We start from the raw sequence: 20451 nt of genomic DNA on the forward strand, positions 1-20451 counted from the left end.
CGACGAGAAGAGAGAAAACGAAAAACGATCAGCGTGCGAGCGCCTGTGCGCGCTTGCGCTCCATGCGCCCGGCCAGCAATGAGAGCGGCCAGCAGATCGCAAAGTAGATGGCCGCCACCACCGAGAACACGATGAGCGGCTGGAAGGTGGCGTTGTTGACGATTTGCCCGGCGCGCGTCACCTCCACGAAGCCGATGATGGCTGCAAGCGAGGTGCCCTTGATGATCTGCACCAGGTAACCCACGGTGGGCGCCAATGCAATCTTGAAAGCCTGCGGCAACACCACGTCGCGCATGCGCGCGCTGTACTTGAGGCTCAGGGCCTCGGCGGCTTCCCACTGGCCGCGCGGAACCGCCTCGATGCAGCCGCGCCAGATTTCACCGAGGAAGGCCGCGCTGTTGAGGATGAGCGCCACGCCCGCGGCAACCCACGGGTTGATGTCCAGCCCCAGCACCGGCGCGCCGAAGAACACCAGGAACAGCTGCAGCAGCAGCGGCGTGCCCTGGAAGATCTGGATGAAGGTGGTCGATACGCCGCGTGCCCACGCCGATTCGGACGTGCGCATGAGCGCGATGATCAGCCCCAGGATTGCGCCGCCGACGAAGGCAATGGCCGAGAGCGCCAGCGTCCACTTGGCCGCTTCGAGAATGAACAGGAATTCGGGAAAACCGAAGGTACGCATGATGAGTCTGGCTCCGTCCGCAGCGAATTACCGGCGGTCCGGATAGTTGAGCGTGCGCTTGTAGATCAGCTTGAACATGGCCGAGAAAGCCAGTGCCAGCGCGAGGTAGATGGCGGCCACCACGATGTAGATCTCGAAGCTGCGGAAGGTTTGCGACTGCAGGTTGGCGGCCACCGAGGTCAGGTCGTCGGCCGAAATGACCGACACCACGGCCGAGCTCAGCATCAGCAGGATGAACTGGCTCGTGAGCGCCGGGTAGATGGCCTTGAGCGCGGGCTTGATGATGACGAAGCGGAAGATCTCCCAGGGCTTGAGGTTGAGCGCCCTGCCCGCCTCGATCTGCCCCTTGGGAATCGACTCGATTCCCGCGCGGATGATTTCGGTCGCATATGCGCCGAGGTTCACCACCATGGCCACCAGCGCGGCCGTTTGCGGCGACCAGCGCAGGCCGATGGCCGGCAGCGCGAAGAAGAAAAAGAAGAGCTGCACCAGGAAAGGCGTGTTGCGGATGACCTCGATGTACGCGTTGATGACAAAGCGCAGCCAGCCCGGTCCCGAGGTCTTGCCCCAGGCGCAGAAGATGGCGACCACCAGGCCGATCAGCGTGGCGGAAAGCGAAAGCTGAATCGTGATCCAGGTGCCCTTGAGCAGCAGCGGCCAGGCAGCGAAGACGGCGTCGAATTGAAACTGGTAGTTCATGTGGGGCGAGCACGGGCGTTGCCGTGCGCATGCCTCGAAAGCAATGCTTGCAGCTTATATGAAACCGGTTTCAGAACGGCTTAGGGATTCCCCTAGTTAGGCACCTCGTGCCTACACTGGAGCGATGCCCAATACATCCACAGCGCCCGCCGTGCAGCATTTCAGGCAAGCCCTGCTCTGGCCCTTGCGGCTGATGCCGGCGCCCGATGCCAAGCCCGCGCACCACGGCCCCTGGCACGTGCTGCGCGAGATGGGCGATGCATCGCCCTGGCGCGAGGAGATCGACGAATACACCGGCGACAGCAGCCGCTTTCACGAGCGCCACTACAACGAGTTCGTGAGCTTCCTGCCGTACGTGCAGCGCTTCCTGTACGGCGAGGGCCGCTCCAAGGGCAAGAGCGGCGAAGAAGGCGGCAACGACGGCGATTCGCCGATGCGCATCTTTAGGCGGCACGACGTTGCGGCCGTGCGCATGGTGCCGCAGGCCGGCGACGCGCCCATCACGCTCGACGTGGTGCATTGCGACCTGTATTTCTTCTTCGACATCGACGTGGTGCTGCTCAACCTGGAAGTCGGCGCGGACAACCTGAGCCTTGCGCAGGCGCAAGACCTGCTCTACCGCTTCGGCCGCGCCTACCCTGCCGGCTGGAGCGCCGACGGCGGCGCGCTGCATTGCATGTCCAGCGTCGAGTGGCTGGCCGCCGACGGCAGCGTGCTCGCACGATCGGATGCGCAGCAGCGCGACGCATTTCTCTCGCACGTGGCCGAGCACCGCGCGCCGCGTATTTCGGCCCACTGGGCCTACCTGATGCAGCCGCTGGTGAGCGACCATTCCGACGACCCCGGCGTGCTGCGCTACCGGCAGATCGAGTACTACCGCATGCCCGTGATGGCATACCTTTCGCTCGATGACCCGAAGCGCCTCTCGCGCAACGACTTCATCCGGCTTGGCCTGGTCACCGGCGCCGCCGAGGCCGATGCGGCGCGCGATGCCCACCTGCCCTATGCGGAGCAGCACCTTGCAGACTTCGAACACAAGTACTGCTACGACCGCTTCTGGGTCGACGCCGGCGCTGCGCCGAACACGCGCTACCTGTGCAACGGCCACGCGCTGATCGTGGTCGGCGATGCGCGCTCCGAATTCTTCTGCTGCCGCGACCGCGGCGTGCTCGCGCAGTTCAGGCACCAGCACTTCCTGCTGTTTCTCATCGCGCATTTCCAGAAGGCATCGCTGCTGATGTTCTCGGACCAGCTGGTGGAGGCGCTCAAGCGGCTCGACATTCGCAGCACCCCGAGCGTGAAGCAGTTCAAGCGCGCCATCCGTTCGAGCTTCGAGCGTTTTCTGCGTTTCACGCATCGCTACTGGTTCCATGAAATTTCGGAGCAGGCGCAGGTGCGCGCGCTCTCACACATGTGCACCACGCACCTCGGGCTCGATCCGCTCTACGACGAGGTCAAGTCGCGCATCGCCGACATGAACACGTATCTCGATGCCGACAGCCTGCGCCGGCAGGCGAGCACCGTAGTGCGGCTCACGGTGGTCACGCTGTTCGGCCTGATCGGCACCGTCACCACGGGCTTTCTCGGCATGAACCTGCTGGCTGAGGCCGACGCACCGCTGTGGCGCAAGGCGATCTGGTTCGGCGTGGTGTTCGTCTTCACGACCTGGCTCACGATCTACACAATGGTGAAGTCTCAGCGCCTGTCTGACTTCATCGATGCGCTGTCCAACGATCGGCTGGGGTTTCGCGGGAAACTCAGTGCGCTGGCGCGGGTTTGGCGGTCTGGGGCTGATTGATCAGCCGTACACCAGCGCAGCAGCGTGCCCCAGTGCACAGGGCATCGGGTGCTCCGCGCAGCGAAATAAAGGAGGAGGGGCGCAGCCCCGGGGGACATTCGCGGAGGGGAGTACCCGGTGGCCTTTGCACACGCCCTGAAAAAAGCCCAACCGCGCCCCAGGACTAAGATCTCCCCGCCCCGAAAAAAGTCCTATCAAATGCGCATAGCCCTAGTCTCCGACATCCACGGAAACCTCCCCGCACTCGAAGCCGTGGTCGAAGACATTGCCCGCCGCGGCGCAGACATCATCGTCAACCTGGGCGACAGCCTCTCCGGCCCGCTGATGCCGCTGGAAACCGCGCAGTTCCTGATGGCGCAGGACTGGGTTCAACTCGCGGGCAACCATGAACGCCAGTTGCTAACGATGCCTGCGGAAAAGCGCGGTCCCTCCGATGCGTTCGCGCATGCGCGGCTCGGCGCGAAGGAGTTCGAATGGATCGCGTCGCTCGGGCACAGCCTGCGCTTCAGGCCGGAAGTCCTGCTCTGCCACGGCACGCCTTCCAGCGATCTCGAATACTTTCTGGAGACCGTGGAGCCCACGGTGTTCCGCGCTGCAACGCAGGCGGAAATCGATGCGCGCCTCGGCCAGGTCGATGCGCAGTTGATCGCATGCGGTCATACGCATGTACCGCGCGTGGCGCATGCATCCGGCGGGCAGCTGATCGTCAATCCGGGAAGCGTGGGCCTGCCGGCCTACGACGACATTCATCCGTATCCGCACGCCGTGGAAACCGGCTCGCCGAACGCGCGCTATGCCATCGTGGAACGGCACGAAAGCGGCTGGGCCTCCCGGCTGATTGCGGTGCCCTACGACCACACGGCCATGGCGGCGCTGGCGCTGAAGAACGGGCGGCCGGACTGGGCGCACGCCCTCGCCACCGGGCGAATGCCCTAGGCCTTCAGTTCAATCGCCGAACGCGATCTGCGCGCTGTCCACCGCGCTGATGCGCACGCCGAAGCTGGTGATGTCCGACAGCGTGGCGTTGTGGTGTGCGCGAATGAAGGCGCCCGTGGCATGCGGCTTGTCGTGCGACGTGTGCGCATCGGCCGCGAGCATGACCTCGTAGCCCAGCGCGGCGGCGCGCCGCACGGCGGTGTCCACGCAGAATTCCGACGAATAGCCGCAGATCACGACCCGCTGCACCGCATGCCCCGTCAGCCACGCTTCAAGCGGCGTGCGCAGGAACGAGTCGGCCGTGTTCTTGCGGATCTTCGTGTCGCTTGCATCCACGTACAGCGCATCGGCAAGTTGCCAGCGTTCGGAGTCGAACTCCAGGTCGATCTCGTTCTCGTGCTGGATGAAAGCCACCGGCACACCGGCCGCGCGTGCGCGCTCGGTCAGCGCATTGATGCGCTGGATCACCTGTTCGGCTTCGTAGGGGCGCGGCGGGTCGTCGCACAGGCCGCGTTGCATGTCGATGACGAGAACGGCAGTTTTCATGGGAGTGGAAAGCAGGCAAGGACTCGGGGCCGCCCCGAGTATGCCCCCCCCCGCCACCCGCCCAGCCGCCTCAGTTCCAGGCGCTGACTTCGAGCCGCACCTTGCCGCTGATGCCCGGTGCCGCCGCTGCCGCGCCCAGGCTCGAAAGCGGCACGATGCACTGCTGCTTGCCGTTGGCCAGCTGCGTCGAACTCATCGGCAGCGAGGCCTTGCCCGCCGTGTCGGTCTGCCAGCCGTATTTGATGTTCCAGTTCTGCGCGGGGTCGTCCGCCTGGGGCGGGGAAAGCTCGATGACCAGCGTGTCGCGGAACAGCGAACTGCCCTCGTAGTGGCCGTCGAGCCAGAACTTCTTGTTGACCTGGTAGTCGGGCACGCGCACGCCGAGCGTCATGGCATAGGCCAGCGTCGGCCGGTCCTGCTTCACGCGCGCCTTGTTGGCCAGGAACACGGTCGACAGATAGATCGACCGGCGCTCGGGCTTGGCCGGGTCGGTGAGTTCCTTGTGCGTGCGGCAGGCGGGCGAATCTTCTTCGGCCACGCGCCGGCTCAGGTACCAGCGCTTGCCGCGCGGGGCGGCGAGCAGCTCGACTTGGTAGAGCGCATCGACATCGGCGTCCTTGGGCAGGTCGGGCGGGAGAGTCACGCCTTCCACGTCGAACCAGAGATCGACGCGCACGTCGCCGAACAGAAAGCGCACCAGGTTCTGGTACGCCTCCTCGGAATTGACGATGCCGAAGTACCCCGAGTGCGACCGAAAGGCGTAGGCGGTGGCCACGGGCTTGCCGCGCTTTGCCTCGTCGATGGACCAGAGCGAGGCGTTCTCGATGCGTACCAGGCCGTCGCTGCCGTGGCCTGCGAACATGCGCGACAGGCCCTTGGCCGCTTCGTAGTCGCCGCGGTTGGAGCCCACCATGCAGAAGAATCGCTCGGCCGGAAAGGCCGCCGCGGGCAGAAAGTCCATGCGGCCGTCGACCGGCGCCGTGTCGAGAAACTCCGACATCTTCTCGCGGTTGAAGGTGTTCATCTCGTTTGCCGTGAGCCAGCCCGGCACGTTGACGCCGCCCAGGTCGATGCCGTTGTGCGGCGTGGCATAGGTGAAGACCTTGTCGACACAGGCGCGCGCCGCTGCGTCGCCGAGCGTGGGGTTTTGCAGAAAGGCCCGCACGACCAGCCCGCCCATCGAATGCGCCACCAGGTAGCAGCGAAAGTCCGCCGGCGAAAAAGCGGCGCCCTCGCGCAGCGCGACCAGGTCGCGCACGCGCAGGATCAGCTTGCTCAGGCCCTGCGCATAGATCTTCACGTCGCGCGACTTGCCGTCGCCGAGCAGTTCGGAGCCGCTGTCGTAGTAGCGATAGATCACGACGGACGCGGCCGGAATGCCGTCCACGTCCTTGCCGGTTTCGTCGGGCGAAGGCTTCCAGTCGTTGTCCAGGATGTCCAGGCCGTTCTGGTAGACGCTCTGGTATTGAAAGTCCGCCAGGAGCCGCACCACCGGAGATTCGAAGACGAACTTCTGCGCCGGTGCGTCCTTCTTGACGGTGGCGCGGTACACGGTCGAGCCCACATTGAAGCCGCAGAACGGGTCGGCCGCCGTGTCGTCGCGTTCGTCCTCCGTCATGGCGTAGCCGCGCACGTAGATGATGGGATAGCGGTTGCTGCTCATGGTGTGTGTCGCCTTTTCAACGGCCGCGAGGTCCGGCGCTTTCAGTGTGCCGCGCGCCGCCGCTACCGGCCATAGAACGCACGGCATACGACAACTGGCGCGGCAATGCCCCTTTGCGCCGAATGTTTCTGCCGTTGAAACCATTGGCAACGAGGCCCCGGCTAAGCTCGCGCCGCAAACACCCCGAACATCCGCATCCATGAATGACGCCGCCCGCCCCGTGTTCTCTCCGAAGCACCTCTTGAGCCGCTTTCGCAGCTACGGCACCTCGCTCTTTGCTGCAAGCTGCGCACTGGTCGCCGGCTGCGTGAGCAGCAGCGGGTGCGAGGCACGCTACGACGCATCGCCTCAGTTCAAGGGCTGCGGTTTCCAGAACCTGCCGAACCCGGAAGTCCTGCCTTCCGCCAGCGCCTGGCGAATCTGGTCCCGCTTCATCGTCGGCAGCAAGGTCGACACCGTGCCGGTCGATCCCATTCCCGTGCAGATGCTGAGCACCGCCGACCTGGATGCGCTCGACCCCAAGGCCAACCATGTGGTGCGGCTCGGACACTCGTCGCACCTGCTCAAGCTGCAGGGCAAATATTGGTTGATCGACCCCGTGTTCAGCGAACGGGCATCGCCGTTCAGCTTCGCCGGGCCCAAGCGCTTCCACAAGCCGCCTCTCACGCTCGAGCAGTTGCCGCCCATCGAAGGGCTGATTCTTTCGCACGACCACTACGACCATCTCGACGTGGCGACCATTGAATATCTTGCGCAGCGTGTGCAGCGCTACTTCGTGCCGCTGGGCGTGCGCGCGCGCCTGCTGGCCATGGGCGTGCCGGCCGACCGTGTGACGGAGCTCGATTGGTGGCAAGGCGGCGAACACAACGGCGTGAAGCTCACCGCCACGCCCGCGCAGCACTTCTCGGGCCGCACGCTGACCGACAGGGACCGCACGCTGTGGGCCTCATGGGTAGTGCAAAGCGGCGACCAGCGCATCTTCTACAGCGGCGACTCCGGCTACTTTCCGGGCTTCAAGCAGATCGGCGAGCGCTTCGGCGGCTTCGACCTGGCACTGATGGAAAACGGCGCCTACGACGCCTACTGGCCCGCAGTGCACATGACGCCCGAGCAGAGCGTGCAAGCCTTCGAAGACCTGCGCGGCAAGGTGCTCTATTCGGTGCACAACACCACGTTCGATCTTGCCTTTCACACCTGGCACGATCCGCTGGACCGCATCGCCAACCTGTCGCAGGCCAGGAAGATCGAGCTCGCGACGCCAGTGATCGGCGAAGTGCTCACGGTGGGCAAGGCCCGCACCAACGTGCGTTGGTGGGAAGGTCTGAAGTAAGGCGCTGCGGCAGGCCTAGCCGCGTTCCTTGCGTTCGCGCGCCCGGCGCTGCTGCCGGGTTTCATTGGCCTGCGCCGCAATGCGCTCTTTCTCGCGCTTCTTGGCCCCGCGCTTCAGGCGCATGTGGCGGCCGAACCAGAAGCTGCCAAGCCCCGTGACCACTGCGATCACAAGGCCGATGACGCTGATGTCGATGCCGCCCATCACAAAACCCGCACGATGCTCGTCGGCTTGAAGCCGAGGTCGGCCGCCTTGCCCTTGCGCGCGCGGCTGCCGCGCGCGTTGTTGAGCGTGCGGATCTCCAGGGTTTCGTCGCGCTCCTTGCCGCCGCGGCCAATGCCTTCGATCTTCACGCTGCGCGTGTAGGCCGCGGCGCCAGCGAGCGTGTCCTTGGCGTCGAGGTCGATCAACGTCAAACCGCGGCCGCCCTTCGGCAGGCTCTTCAGCTCGGCGATGTCGAAGGTCAGGATGCGGCCGCCGGTGGAGGCGCAGGCCACATGCGTGGCGGCGGGCATCGGCTCGGCGCCGCTCGCGCCGCCCACCAGCGAGGGACGGCAGAGCTGCTCGCCCTCGCCCACATCGATGAAGGCCTTGCCGCCGCGCTGGCGCGACATCATGTTTTCAACCGTGGCAATGAAGCCGTAGCCGCCGGTGTTGGCCAGCAGCACACTGGCGCCCACCGGGCCTGCGAAGAAATGCGTGACGTGAGTGCCGGCATCCAACTCGATGAGCGTGGTCACGGGCTGGCCGTCACCGCGAGCGCCGGGCAGCGAGGCCACGGGCACGGTGTACACGCGCACGGTCTTGTCCTTGGCGCTGCCGAACACCAGCAGCGTGTCGACACTGCGGCATTCGAAGGCGCCGTAGAGCGCATCGCCGGACTTGAAGCTGTATTCTGGCGTGGCCGAACCGTTGCCCGCGGCCTTCTCGCTGGCCCAGCCCTTCTGCGCGCGGACCCAGCCCTTTTGCGAAACGATGACCGTGACGGGTTCGTCGACCACCTTGACTTCGGCCACGGCGCGTTTCTCGGCCTGGATCAGCGTACGGCGCGGGTCCTCGAAGGTCTTGGCGTCGGCTTCGATTTCCTTCACCAGCAGGCGGCGCAGGGCCGCGGGGCTGCCCAGGATGTCTTCGAGCTTTTTCTGCTCGTCGCGCAGGCCCTTGAGCTCCTGCTCGATCTTGATGGCTTCGAGCCGTGCGAGTTGGCGCAGGCGAATTTCAAGAATGTCTTCGGCCTGGCGCTCGCTGAGGTTGAAGCGCGCAATGAGTGCGGCCTTCGGATCTTCCGCCGCGCGGATGATGGCGATCACCTCGTCGATGTTCAGCAGCACCAGCTGCCGGCCCTCGAGAATGTGAATGCGCTCGAGCACCTTGTTCAGGCGGTGGCGCGAGCGCTTCTCGACGGTGATTTCGCGGAACGCGATCCACTCGTTGAGCATCTGGCGCAGCGACTTCTGCGTCGGCTTGCCGTCGATGCCCACCATCGTGAGATTGATCGGCGACGAGGTTTCGAGCGAGGTTTGCGCGAGCAGCGTGGTAATGAACTCTTCCTGGCTGATGCGCGAAGTCTTGGGCTCGAACACCAGGCGCACGGCGGCGTCCTTGCTCGACTCGTCGCGCACCACGTCGAGCACCGACAGCATCGCGGCCTTGAGCTGCGTCTGCTCGGCACTCAAGGCCTTCTTGCCGGCCTTCACCTTCGGGTTGGTGATTTCCTCGATTTCCTCGAGCACCTTCTGCGTGCTGACGCCCGGGGGCAGCTCGTTGACCACCAACTGCCACTGGCCGCGTGCGAGGTCTTCGATCTTCCAGCGCGCGCGCACCTTCAGCGAGCCGCGGCCGGTGCGGTAGGCATCGGCAATGTCGCCGGGGCCGCTGATGATCTGCGCGCCGCCCGGGTAGTCGGGGCCAGGCACGATCTGCAGCAGCTCTTCTTCGCTGAGCTTGCCGTTCGACTTGATCAGCGCCACGCAGGCGTCTGCAATCTCGCGCAGGTTGTGGCTCGGGATTTCGGTGGCCAGTCCCACCGCGATGCCGCTCGCGCCGTTGAGCAAGGTGAAGGGCAAGCGCGCGGGCAACAGGCGCGGCTCTTCGGTGCTGCCGTCGTAGTTGGGAATGAAGTCGACCGTGCCTTCGTCGATCTCGTCGAGCAGCAGGCTGGTGATGCGGGCCAGGCGCGCTTCGGTGTAGCGCATGGCCGCGGCGCCGTCGCCGTCGCGGCTGCCGAAGTTGCCCTGCCCGTCAACCAGCGGATAGCGCTGCGAAAAGTCTTGCGCCATGCGCACCAGCGCGTCGTACGCCGCCTGGTCGCTGTGCGGGTGGAAGCGGCCCAGCACGTCGCCAACCACGCGCGCACTCTTGACGGGCTTGGCACCCACGGTGCCGTTGGTGCCGCCAAAGCCCAGACCCATGCGCGACATCGAATAGAGAATGCGCCGCTGTACTGGCTTCTGGCCGTCGGACACATCGGGCAGCGCGCGGCCCTTGACCACGCTGAGCGCGTATTCGAGATAGGCGGTTTGCGCGTAGTCGGCAAGGGTAAGAGTGGTGTCGCCGTCGGTGGGACCCTGGAGATCGAGCGGAGGTTGGGTGTCGTCCATGGAGAAGAGAGAAAGAGAAACAGTTGCTGGCTGTGCGCTTGCGCGCTCAGCCTAGTGTGAAAGCCTCATGCACCGCGGACTGCACGGAGCCGCCGAGCACCGCGCCGCCGCCGGCCACATAGATCCAGTCGCCAATCACCGCGGCGCCGACGGCGTGGCGCGGGGTGGTCATCGGCGCATGGCGCTGCCAGGTGTCGGCCGCGGGGTCGTAGCTTTCCATCTGGCCGAACACCTTGGCTTGGCGCGGCACCCCGCCCACGAGGAACCCGCCCTCTCCGCCCATGGCGAAAAGGCGGCCCCGGTAGACCACGAGGCCGTGTCCAGAGCGCGCGGTGGGCAGCGGTGCGCGCGGCTCCCACGTGTCGCGCGCGGGCAGGTAGACGTGGTGCAGGTCGGTGTTGTATTCGAAGGTGTTGAAGCGCCCGCCAATCACGTGGATCTGGCCGCCATGCGCCACGCAGCCGACATGGTCGCGTGCACCGGGCAGCGGCTTGCGGGCGCTCCAGCGGTCGGCTTTCGGGTCGTACACCTCGTGCCAGCCGACGCTCGCGCGCTCGGCTGCGGGCTCGGAGGCGCCGCCAATCAGGTGCAGCTGCCCCTCCAGCATCACGGCGGCGGCTGCCCCGCGCGGGCGCGGCAGCGGCGCGATGGTGGTCCAGCGGTTGGCCGCTATGTCGTAGACGTAGGCGTTGGTGTCGGAGCGGCGGTTCTGCTCGACGAAGCCGCCGAGTGCATAGACGCGGCCCTCATCGGCGGCCACCGCCACATGGTTGGCGCCGCGCGGCAGCGGCGCACCATCGAGCCAGCGGTCGGCCTTGGGGTCGTAGATGTGGTGGTAGTCGCGGTTCACCGCGCCTTCGCCATAGCCGCCGACCACGTGCATGCGGCCCTGCGCCGCGGTGGCCCAGGCCATCTCGCTGCGCGGAATCGGCAAGGCGGCGCGCGTCACCCACCGTCCGGCGGGTCCGGCCGGTGCGGGGCTGTCCGTCACGCGTTGCGCCTCCTGCTCGGGCGTCATGTGATGCGGCACGCCGCCTTGCAGCCGCGCATACGGCTCTTTCGACGAAGGCACCACCGGCAGCGTGTCGTGCGAGGCCGCATGCTGCGCGCGCGCAGCGCCGCTCACCGCGCAAGCGGCGGTCGCAAGAACGAAGCGTCGGCGTTGCATGACGGACTCCTCCATCGACGAATAAAGGCGGGAACTCGGCATCAGGACACCGGCATTTCCGCTGCGCCGTCCGGCACCGCCGGCTGCTCGGAAGCCTCGGGCATGGCCGGCATGCTGCTTGGCGAGTCGGACGGCATGTTGCCACGGCCCATCGCCCCGCCCTTTGGAACCACCAGTTCCATGCGGATGCGGCCCGGCGCCTTGCCGCCGCGCACGCCGCTCGCGCTGCCGCCGCCATCCGCCGCCAACGCTGCCGATGGCTTCAGGTACGCATAGAGCCGCAGCACCGTCTGCACGTAGTTCTGCGTTTCCTTGTAGTTCGGGATCTTGTTGCCCGCGCGCTGCACGGCGCCCTCTCCGGCGTTGTAGGCGGCAAGCGCCAGCTCGATCTGGCCCGGGAACATCGCGATCAGGTCGCGCAGGTAGCGGGAGCCGGCGGCAATGTTGATGCGCGGATCGAACAGCTTCTTCTCGATGGTGCCGCGCTTGTCCGCCGCAACACCGTAGCGCTGCGCGGTAGCCGGCATGAGCTGCATGAGTCCCATCGCGCCCTTGGGCGAAACGGCCTGCGCGTCGAAGCCCGATTCGGTGGCGATGAGCGCCTGCAGCAGTTCGTAGTCGATCGAATGCTTGTTCGACGCATCGCGCAACGCTGCCTTCGCGGTCTTGTAGCTCGGCGAGGCTTCGAAGAGCGCAAGCAAGGTCTGTGATGCCGGCGGCACCTTGCCGTCGAGCTTGCGCCCACCGCGGCCGAGCGGCGAAATTCCCTTGGCCGTGTCGAAGCTCTGCCCGCCGCGAAAGAAGAGCTGGTAGCGCTCGTCGATCTTCTCGGAAGCGAAGTGCGCAACGCCCTTGCTGTCGATGTAGCCGTAGATGTCAGCGGCGTGCGCAAGCCCCTGCTGCGTGCACAGCAGCAAGGCCAGGAGCAACGGACGCATGAAATCTGAAATTTTCACGAGGGTGGTCAAACATCGATATCGACATCGTCGGCGCGCAGTTCCATGAGTTCGCGCCGCGCGGCTGCCTCGCCCTTGCCCATGAGCTTGGTGATCTCCCCTTGGGTGGACGTGAAGTCGAAGCGCCCCAGCTGTACCTTCATGAGGCGCCGGGTATCCGGATTGAGCGTGGTTTCCCACAATTGTTCCGCGCTCATTTCGCCCAGGCCCTTGAAGCGGCTGATGCTCCAGGCGCCTTCGCGCACGCCGTCCTTGCGCAATTTGTCGAGTGTGGCGGTCAGTTCGCCTTCGTCAAGCGCATAGACCTTGGAAGCCGGCTTCTTGCCGCGCGCCGGGGCATCGACACGGAAAAGTGGCGGCTTTGCGACATACACGTGGCCGGCTTCGATGAGTTTCGGAAAGTGCCGGAAAAACAGCGTGAGCAGCAGCACCTGGATGTGCGAGCCGTCCACGTCGGCATCGGAAAGGATGCAGATCTTTCCGTAGCGCAGGCCGCTCATGTCGGGCGTGTCGTTGGGGCCGTGCGGATCGACCCCCACGGCCACCGAGATGTCGTGGATTTCGGTGTTGGCGAAGAGCCGGTCGCGCTCCACTTCCCAGGTGTTGAGCACCTTGCCGCGCAAGGGCAGGATGGCCTGGCTTTCCTTGTCGCGGCCCATCTTGGCGCTGCCGCCGGCGGAGTCGCCCTCGACCAGGAAGACTTCGTTGTGGCTGATGTCCTTGCTCTCGCAATCGGTCAGCTTGCCGGGCAGCACGGCCACGCCGGAGCCCTTGCGCTTTTCGACCTTCTGGCCGGCGCGCTGGCGCGTTTGCGCGGCCTTGATGGCGAGCTCGGCGAGCTTCTTGCCGTAGTCGACGTGCTGGTTCAGCCACAGCTCGAGCGCGGGGCGCACGAAGCTCGACACCAGCCGCACCGCATCGCGCGAGTTGAGGCGTTCCTTGATCTGGCCCTGGAACTGCGGATCGAGCACCTTGGCGCTCAGCACATACGAAGCGCGCGCGAACACGTCTTCGGGCAAGAGCTTCACGCCCTTGGGCAGCAGCGAGTGCAGTTCGATGAAGCCCTTCACCGCGGTGAACAGGCCGTCGCGCAGGCCGCTTTCGTGCGTGCCGCCGGCGCTGGTGGGAATGAGGTTGACGTAGCTCTCGCGCACGGGCTGGCCGTCTTCGGTGAAGGCGACGCACCAGTCGGCGCCCTCGCCTTCGGCGAAGTTGTCGGCGTTCTTGTCGGCATGGCCGCTGCCTTCGAACAGCGGAATCACCGGGTCGCCGTTGAGCGTCTGCATCAGGTAGTCGCTCAGGCCGCCCTTGTAGAGCCACTGCTGGGTTTCCTTTGTCTTCTCGATCGTGAGCGTGACGCTCACGCCGGGCATGAGCACGGCCTTGCTGCGCAGCAGGTGGGTGAGCTCGCCCATGGGCAGCGCCGCGGTTTCGAAGTACTTGGCGTCGGGCCAGGCGCGCACGGTGGTGCCCTGCTTGCGTTCGCCGGCTTCGAGCTTGCGGATTTCGAGCGCCTCGATCACATCGCCGGCGCTGAAGGCCAGCCTGGCCACGGAGCCTTCGCGGTGCGAAGTGACTTCGAGCCGCTTCGACAGCGCATTGGTGACCGACACACCCACGCCGTGCAGGCCGCCCGAGAAGCTGTAGGCGCCGCCGGAGCCTTTGTCGAACTTGCCGCCCGCATGCAGCCGGGTGTAGACCAGCTCGATCACGGGCGCCTTTTCTTCGGGGTGCAAGCCAAAGGGAATGCCGCGGCCGTCGTCCTCGACGCTGACCGAGTTGTCGGCGTGCAGGGTGACCTTGATCTTCTTGCCGTGGCCGGCCAACGCCTCGTCGGCAGCGTTGTCCAGCACCTCCTGGATGATGTGCAGCGGGTTGTCGGTCCGGGTGTACATGCCCGGGCGCTGCTTCACGGGCTCGAGGCCCTTGAGCACGCGGATGGAACCTTCCGAGTACCCGGAGGACGCGGACGATGAACTGGGGGGAGTCTTGGGGGGAGTCGCCATGGGGGCGGATTGTAGTCAGTCGATGCGAAATGACTGGATACCCATACAGGAACACCGCCCCAGCCCGGTCGGCGGCCCACCCGCCCGGACTTACTTGTCGACGATGACCTGACCCGCGTAGGCGAGCCAGCCCATTTCGGATCGGGCCTTCTCGGGCGCTTCGAGATTGAGAACGATGCTCCCGACCGCCAGCCCGAACGAGGGCGACATGCGCACGTACTTCGTCTCTCCGTCTGCCAGCGGCACTTCGAGCGTCTTGCGCAGGTCGCTGGTCGTGGCGGCCTGGTAGGTGCCCGCGGGACGGTCCACGAAGAAGAAGCTGCCGGGCTTCGAGGAGCCGACGCCGAATTTGTCGATGCGGACGCCAGGCTGCAGCGCTGCGCCGAAAGGACCCGCGGCACGGAAGAAATAGATGCGGCCGTTGCCCGGCTTGAGCTTGGGGATGACGTTGCCCATCTCCTGGAACTTGGGGCCGCTCGGGGTGCTGGCGCAGCCGGCAACCGCAAGCGCGAGCACCGAGAGGGCGGCGAACTTCAGGACGGTTCTTCTCATGAGTCGGGATCCTTGCAGGCGGTGGCGTGGAGGAAGCGCAAATGTAACCAATTACAAGCAAAATCCGGCAAGAGACGCGTCGCTGCTTTGATGCGTACGGCGCATCGATCTGGCCCCAACAAATCATCAATGGCCTTTGCCCCCGCGCCACCCTGCCCAAGTAGCAAATCGGTACATTCAAAGGCATGCAAGCCTCTTCCCCCACTCTCTCGGTCAAGCAGGTGCTGATCTGCGGCGCCATGATCGTCACGCTCTCGATGGGCATCCGCCACGGCTTCGGGCTCTGGCTGCAGCCCATTACTCAGGCGCAGGACTGGAGCCGCCAGACCTTCTCGTTCGCGCTTGCGGTGCAGAACCTCTCGTGGGGCATCTTCGGCGTGTTCGCGGGCATGGTGGCCGACCGCTTCGGGGCATTCCGGGTCCTTGTGGCGGGCACGGTGTTCTATGCGCTGGGCCTTTTGGGCATGGCGTATTCGCCCACCCCCCTGCTGTTCACCTTGAGCGCCGGCGTGCTGATCGGCGCGGCGCAGGCGGGCACGACCTATGCCGTCGTCTATGGCGTGATCGGGCGCCAGATTCCGGCCGAGCGGCGCTCGTGGGCCATGGGCGTGGCCGCGGCCGCGGGCTCGTTCGGGCAGTTCCTGATGGCGCCGATCGAAGGCCGCTTGATCGGCCACCTGGGCTGGCAAACCGCGCTGGCGGTGGTGGCTGTGCTGGTGCTGGTGATCGTGCCGCTGGCCTTCGGCCTGCGTGAGCCGCGGCAAGGGGCTTTGGCCGGACACCGCGAGCAATCGGTGCTGCAGGCGGTCGGCGAGGCGTTCCGCTACCCGAGCTTCGGCCTGCTGATGGCGGGGTATTTCGTATGCGGCTTCCAGCTGGCATTCATCGGCATCCACATGCCGACCTACCTGCGCGACCAGAAGCTGCCGGTGGAAGTGGCGGGCTACGCGCTGGCGCTGATCGGGCTCTTCAATGTGTTCGGCACCTATACCGTGGGACTGCTGGGCCAGAAGCTGGCCAAGCGCAAGATCCTGGCGGCCATCTACTTTGCGCGGGCGGTCTCGATCGTGCTGTTTCTGCTGGTGCCGATCTCGCCGCTCAGCGTGTATGTTTTTTCTGCGGCCATGGGCTTTCTGTGGCTTTCGACGGTGCCCGCCACCAACGCGATCATTGCCGGCATCTTCGGCGTGGCGCACCTGTCGATGCTCAGCGGCTTCGTGTTCCTGAGCCACCAGGTCGGCTCGTTCATCGGCGTGTGGCTTGGCGGCTACCTGTACGACACCACGGGCAGCTACGACATCGTCTGGTACATCGCAATTGCCCTCGGCGTGTTTGCTGCGCTGATCAACCTGCCGGTCAAGGAAGGCGCCATTGCGCGGGCGGCGCGCCCGGCCGTTGTGCCGGGCTGATCCAACGGCGGACAATCGCGCCATGACTCCGCAAATGCGCCATCACCTTTCGCGCGCCGGCTGGCTCGCTGCTGCAGTGACGGTGCTGGGCGGCGTTTTCGCGCTTTACGTCCATCCGGACTTCCTGGTGACGCTGGTCGACCAGGTCTGGTCGTGCTTCTGACTGCTATGAAAGACATAGCAGCCCTGCACGGCGGACTTGCTCCGTCGGAATGGATCGTGCGGTGGTCGCACCTGCTCGCGCCGGGCAGTACCGTGCTCGACGTGGCCTGCGGCCAGGGGCGCCACATGCAGTGGTTTGCCGGGCGCGGGCATGCAGTGATGGGCGTCGATCGCTCCATCGAAGCGACTGAAGCCGCAAGCGCCTTCGGCCGCACCCTTACCGCTGACATCGAATCCGGCCCCTGGCCTTTTGCGGGCCAGTCTTTCGGTGCGGTGGTCGTCACCAACTACCTGTGGCGGCCGCGCATGGCCGACATCGTGGCCGCGGTCGCGCCGGGTGGCGTGCTGCTCTACGAAACCTTTGCCGCGGGGAACGAGACGGTGGGCAAGCCCTCGCGCCCGGACTTCCTGCTGGAGCCGGGCGAACTGCTGGCCGCCTGCCAAGAGCTGCGCGTGGTGGCCTACGAAGACGGTTTTCTAGCGGAGCCGGATCGCTTCGTGCAGCGCATTGCCGCGGTTCGTGCCGGCAGCGCCGCCTCGGGTGCGCCCGAACGCCGCCTGCTGCGGGCAAACTGACCCCGCCGGCGCGGCTGTTTCCGGGGGCGCCGGAGTAAGTAGAATCGGCGCTTTCGTCCACCGACAGAGAGATTCCCCCTTGGAGCAACTGACAGGCAGCATCGTCGCTCTCGTCACGCCGATGCACGACGACGGCAGTGTCGACTATCCCGCCCTGCGCCGGCTGATCGACTGGCACATCGACGAAGGCACCGACTGCCTTGGCGTGGTCGGCACCACCGGCGAATCGCCCACGGTCGACGTGGAAGAGCACTGCGAAATCATCCGCGTGTCGGTCGAGCAGGCCAAGGGCCGCGTGCCCGTGATGGCCGGCTGCGGCGCCAATTCGACCAAGGAAGCCATCGAGCTTGCCAAGTTCGCCAAGGGCGTGGGCGCCGATTGCCAGCTGCAGGTGGTGCCCTACTACAACAAGCCGACGCAAGAAGGCCAGTACCAGCATTTCAAGGCCATTGCCGAAGCCGTGGGCGACCTGCCTACCGTGCTTTACAACGTGCCCGGCCGCACCGTGGCCGATATGGCGCACGACACCGTTCTGCGCCTGGCCCAGGTGCCCGGCATCATCGGCATCAAGGAAGCCACCGGCAACATCGAGCGTGCCCAGTGGCTCATTCGCGACCTGCCCAAGCACTTTGCCGTGTATTCCGGCGACGACCCGACGGCGGTGGCGCTCATGCTCTGCGGCGGGCAAGGCAACATCAGCGTCACGGCCAACATTGCGCCGCGCAAGATGCACGAGCTGTGTGTTGCGGCCATTGCGGGCGACGTGCGCAAGGCCATGCAGATCCAGTTCGAGCTGATGCCGCTGCACCGCAACCTGTTCGTCGAACCGAACCCGATTCCTCTCAAGTGGGCCATGTCCAGGCTCGGCCTTTGCGGCGGCACCCTGCGCCTGCCGCTCACCGAACTGGCTGAAACGAACCAACCCGTGGTCGAGGCCGCCCTGCGCGCCTGCGGCCTGCTCAAGGGCTGAGCCCGCTTCCTCCTCCCCAATACTCCCATCTCTTTTCTCCCTGCCGCATCGAGGTTACGCAACCTTTTGCCTGAACCGTGCTCAGAGAGTGCGGGCAATGCGGCCCCATAGATTGATCGAACCCATTCCAACAAGGAAGACGACGTTGAAGAACCTTTCGCACATCTCGCGATTCGCACTGCTGGCCCTCGTTGTCAGCCTCGCCGCCTGCTCCGTTCTCGAGGGCGACAAGATCGACTACAAGAGCGCCGGCAAGGCCCCCACGCTCGAAGTCCCGCCCGACCTGTCTCAGCTTTCGCGCGAGAACCGCTATGCGGTTCCGGGCGGCGCGGTCACCGCCAACGCCTACCAGGCCGGCGCAACCAATGCACCGGGCATTCCGACGGCGGTGGCCAACATCGGCGACGTGCGCATGGAACGTTCGGGCACGCAGCGCTGGATCGTCATCAACCGTACGCCCGACCAGCTCTGGGATCCGGTGAAGGACTTCTGGCAAGAGAGCGGCTTCCTGCTGACCACCGAGCAGCGCAACCTCGGCATCATGGAAACCGACTGGGCCGAAAACCGCGCCAAGCTGCCGCAGGACATCATCCGCGGCACGCTGGGCAAGTTGGTCGACTCGGTCTATTCGACCGGCGAGCTCGACCGCTTCCGCACCCGCCTGGAGCGCACGCCCAATGGCACCGAGATCTTCGTGAGCCACCGCGGCATGCAAGAGGTCTACAACAACAGCCGCCAGGACCAGACCGTGTGGCAACCCCGCCCAAGCGACCCTGAACTCGAAACCGAGTTCCTGCGCCGCCTGATGGTCAAGCTCGGCGTTTCGCAAGAACAGTCGAAGATCCTGGCCGCCACCAGCGCACCGACCAAGACCGCCACGGTTTCCAACGCCGGCGGCCAGCCAGTGGTGCAGATCAGCGAGGGCTTCGACCGCGCATGGCGCCGCGTGGGCCTGGCGCTCGACCGCACCGGCTTCACCGTGGAAGACCGCGATCGCAGCGCCGGCATCTACTACGTGCGCTACGTGACGCCCAACGCGGACAAGAAGGAACCCGGCTTCTTCGGCAAGCTGTTCGGCAGCAGCTCCAGCAAGAACGAAGCACCCATCAAATTCCGCATCCTCGTGAAGGGCCAGGGCGAATCGACCACCGTGTCGGTGCTGAACGAATCCGGCGCACCCGAAACCTCGGCCAATGCGCAGCGCATCGTCCAGGTCATTGCAGACGACCTGAAGTAATCCGCATGCTCCGCTTCCGAAGCCTCGGCAGCGGCAGCACGGGCAACGCCGCGCTGGTCGAAGCGACCAGCGGCGGCCGCACCTCCCGGCTCCTGATCGACTGCGGCTTCGGCCTGCGGCAACTCGATCTGCGGCTTGCCAAGGCAGGCCTCGCAGCCACCGATATCGACGCGATCTTCGTCACGCACGAGCACGGCGACCACATCGGCTGTGCCCATTCGCTGTCGCGGCGCAACCGCATTCCCGTGTGGATGAGCGAAGGCACCTGGCTTGCCACCGGCGGGCGCGACTTCGAAGGCCGGCTCAACCTGGCACGCGACGACGCCGAGTTTGCGGTCGGCGACATTGCGGTGCAGCCCTTTACCGTGCCGCACGACGCGCGCGAGCCGCTGCAGCTGCGCTGCTCCGACGGCGCGCGAACGCTGGGCGTGCTCACCGACCTCGGCCATGCCACAGCCCATGTGCTCTCAAGGCTCAGCGGCGTGCACGCGCTGCTGCTCGAGTTCAACCACGACAGCGAACTGCTCGCCAATTCGGCCTATCCGGCTTTCCTGAAACTGCGTGTCGGCGGCAAGCATGGCCACCTGTCGAATGAAGCCGCCGCGGACATTGCGCGCGCGGTTCGGCACGAGGGCCTGCGCCACGTGGTTGCGGCGCACCTGAGCGAGCAGAACAACCGGCCCGACATCGTGCGGCGCCTCATGGCCGATGCGCTCGGGGGCCACGAGGCCGAGATGCTCACGGCCAGTGCATCGGAAGGTTCGCCCTGGCTGGACGTCTGATCGTTCGCCTCTTGCCCGCTGTGGGGCACCATGCAAAAAGCCGCCGTGAGGCGGCTTTTTTGCTGGGTGAATGAAAGCCCGCTGGGCGTTCGTCCTTACTGCTTCGGCGCTTCGTTCTTCTTGGCAGCCTCGGTGGCGGCATTGGCCGCATCGAGGGCAGAGGAAGCACCCGGCGAAGGCGTTGTTGCAGCCGACGGATCGGTGGTCGTCGAGGGTGCCGGAGCAGCCGCGGGCGGTGCGGGAGCCGGTTCGGTCACCGGTGCGGGCGGCGGGGTCACAACCGCCGGCGCAGCATCCTCCTTCTTTCCGCAAGCCACGAGTGCGGCAGCGGCGATCAACGAGGCCAGCAGGACGGATGACGGCTTCTTCATGGAAACTC

The 20451-nt window shown here is 65.8% G+C and carries 20 protein-coding genes; 9 read left to right on the plus strand and 11 right to left on the minus strand.

Features of this window, described 5'->3' with window-relative positions; all coding sequences use genetic code 11:
* Window positions 1–28: 28 nt before the first annotated feature.
* Together V9K97_RS12265 and V9K97_RS12270 are read right to left on the minus strand one after the other, a co-directional pair.
* The gene (locus tag V9K97_RS12265; protein ID WP_258507770.1) at window positions 29–682 is read right to left on the minus strand and encodes an amino acid ABC transporter permease; all 654 of its coding nucleotides are present in this window, start codon (window positions 680–682) and stop codon (window positions 29–31) included.
* A 27-nt stretch (window positions 683–709) separates the two neighbouring features.
* Entirely contained in the window at window positions 710–1381 is a 672-nt protein-coding gene (locus V9K97_RS12270; RefSeq protein ID WP_126749056.1) for an amino acid ABC transporter permease, read from the minus strand.
* Between the two features lie 124 nt (window positions 1382–1505).
* On the opposite strand from V9K97_RS12270, the gene V9K97_RS12275 reads away from it, so the two are divergent.
* Both V9K97_RS12275 and V9K97_RS12280 read left to right on the plus strand, forming a co-directional pair.
* On the plus strand, window positions 1506–3179 hold the full coding sequence (locus V9K97_RS12275; RefSeq protein ID WP_337318333.1) for a hypothetical protein: 1674 nt from the start codon (window positions 1506–1508) through the stop codon (window positions 3177–3179).
* Between the two features lie 198 nt (window positions 3180–3377).
* Window positions 3378–4115, plus strand: a complete 738-nt coding sequence (locus V9K97_RS12280) for a metallophosphoesterase family protein (protein ID WP_337318335.1) — start codon at window positions 3378–3380, stop codon at window positions 4113–4115.
* A 9-nt stretch (window positions 4116–4124) separates the two neighbouring features.
* On the opposite strand, the gene V9K97_RS12285 is transcribed toward V9K97_RS12280, so the two are convergent.
* Both V9K97_RS12285 and V9K97_RS12290 read right to left on the minus strand, forming a co-directional pair.
* Window positions 4125–4661, minus strand: a complete 537-nt coding sequence (locus tag V9K97_RS12285) for a cysteine hydrolase family protein (RefSeq protein WP_337318337.1) — start codon at window positions 4659–4661, stop codon at window positions 4125–4127.
* A 70-nt stretch (window positions 4662–4731) separates the two neighbouring features.
* Window positions 4732–6324 (minus strand): esterase/lipase family protein, encoded by a 1593-nt coding sequence (locus V9K97_RS12290; protein ID WP_337318339.1) that lies wholly within the window; start codon window positions 6322–6324, stop codon window positions 4732–4734.
* 199 nt (window positions 6325–6523) lie between these two features.
* On the opposite strand from V9K97_RS12290, the gene V9K97_RS12295 reads away from it, so the two are divergent.
* Window positions 6524–7654 carry an MBL fold metallo-hydrolase gene (locus V9K97_RS12295; protein ID WP_337296205.1) on the plus strand — a complete coding sequence of 377 codons (1131 nt, stop codon included), beginning with the start codon at window positions 6524–6526 and terminating at the stop codon, window positions 7652–7654.
* 15 nt (window positions 7655–7669) lie between these two features.
* Here V9K97_RS12295 and V9K97_RS12300 read toward each other — a convergent pair whose 3' ends face one another.
* From V9K97_RS12300 to V9K97_RS12325, 6 genes are all read right to left on the minus strand, one after another.
* Window positions 7670–7858, minus strand: coding sequence for a hypothetical protein (locus V9K97_RS12300; protein ID WP_337296204.1), 189 nt, complete (start codon window positions 7856–7858; stop codon window positions 7670–7672).
* A complete protein-coding gene (parC, locus tag V9K97_RS12305; protein WP_258507780.1) occupies window positions 7858–10254 on the minus strand; it encodes a DNA topoisomerase IV subunit A in 2397 nt (798 codons plus the stop codon). Before parC ends, V9K97_RS12300 begins: the two co-directional genes overlap by 1 nt.
* 46 nt (window positions 10255–10300) lie before the next feature.
* Window positions 10301–11422 carry a Kelch repeat-containing protein gene (locus V9K97_RS12310; protein ID WP_337318342.1) on the minus strand — a complete coding sequence of 374 codons (1122 nt, stop codon included), beginning with the start codon at window positions 11420–11422 and terminating at the stop codon, window positions 10301–10303.
* A 41-nt stretch (window positions 11423–11463) separates the two neighbouring features.
* The gene (locus V9K97_RS12315; RefSeq protein WP_337296201.1) at window positions 11464–12360 is read right to left on the minus strand and encodes a lytic transglycosylase domain-containing protein; all 897 of its coding nucleotides are present in this window, start codon (window positions 12358–12360) and stop codon (window positions 11464–11466) included.
* A 26-nt stretch (window positions 12361–12386) separates the two neighbouring features.
* Window positions 12387–14384, minus strand: a complete 1998-nt coding sequence (locus V9K97_RS12320; RefSeq protein ID WP_337318344.1) for a DNA topoisomerase IV subunit B — start codon at window positions 14382–14384, stop codon at window positions 12387–12389.
* 90 nt (window positions 14385–14474) lie between these two features.
* Window positions 14475–14936 (minus strand): DUF2846 domain-containing protein, encoded by a 462-nt coding sequence (locus V9K97_RS12325; protein WP_258507785.1) that lies wholly within the window; start codon window positions 14934–14936, stop codon window positions 14475–14477.
* A 185-nt stretch (window positions 14937–15121) separates the two neighbouring features.
* Between V9K97_RS12325 and V9K97_RS12330 the strand changes: the two genes are divergently transcribed.
* The 6 genes from V9K97_RS12330 (at window position 15122) to V9K97_RS12355 (ending at window position 20072) form a co-directional block, all read left to right on the plus strand.
* The gene (locus V9K97_RS12330) at window positions 15122–16345 is read left to right on the plus strand and encodes an MFS transporter (RefSeq protein WP_337296198.1); all 1224 of its coding nucleotides are present in this window, start codon (window positions 15122–15124) and stop codon (window positions 16343–16345) included.
* A gap of 22 nt (window positions 16346–16367) precedes the next feature.
* Window positions 16368–16508 carry a hypothetical protein gene (locus V9K97_RS12335; RefSeq protein WP_337318346.1) on the plus strand — a complete coding sequence of 47 codons (141 nt, stop codon included), beginning with the start codon at window positions 16368–16370 and terminating at the stop codon, window positions 16506–16508.
* Between the two features lie 5 nt (window positions 16509–16513).
* Window positions 16514–17083, plus strand: a complete 570-nt coding sequence (locus V9K97_RS12340; protein WP_337318348.1) for a class I SAM-dependent methyltransferase — start codon at window positions 16514–16516, stop codon at window positions 17081–17083.
* Window positions 17084–17126: 43 nt separating this feature from the next.
* Window positions 17127–18053 carry a 4-hydroxy-tetrahydrodipicolinate synthase gene (dapA, locus tag V9K97_RS12345; protein ID WP_443098559.1) on the plus strand — a complete coding sequence of 309 codons (927 nt, stop codon included), beginning with the start codon at window positions 17127–17129 and terminating at the stop codon, window positions 18051–18053.
* A 145-nt stretch (window positions 18054–18198) separates the two neighbouring features.
* Window positions 18199–19290, plus strand: coding sequence for an outer membrane protein assembly factor BamC (bamC, locus tag V9K97_RS12350; protein WP_258507788.1), 1092 nt, complete (start codon window positions 18199–18201; stop codon window positions 19288–19290).
* Window positions 19291–19295: 5 nt separating this feature from the next.
* Window positions 19296–20072 carry an MBL fold metallo-hydrolase gene (locus tag V9K97_RS12355; RefSeq protein ID WP_337314997.1) on the plus strand — a complete coding sequence of 259 codons (777 nt, stop codon included), beginning with the start codon at window positions 19296–19298 and terminating at the stop codon, window positions 20070–20072.
* A 95-nt stretch (window positions 20073–20167) separates the two neighbouring features.
* Here the strand turns inward: V9K97_RS12355 and V9K97_RS12360 are convergent, their stop codons facing one another.
* On the minus strand, window positions 20168–20443 hold the full coding sequence (locus tag V9K97_RS12360; protein ID WP_157614681.1) for a hypothetical protein: 276 nt from the start codon (window positions 20441–20443) through the stop codon (window positions 20168–20170).
* Window positions 20444–20451 lie beyond the last annotated feature (8 nt).

It is taken from the genome of Variovorax sp. CCNWLW186 (assembly GCF_037203865.1).
Classification (GTDB): Bacteria; Pseudomonadota; Gammaproteobacteria; order Burkholderiales; family Burkholderiaceae_C; genus Variovorax.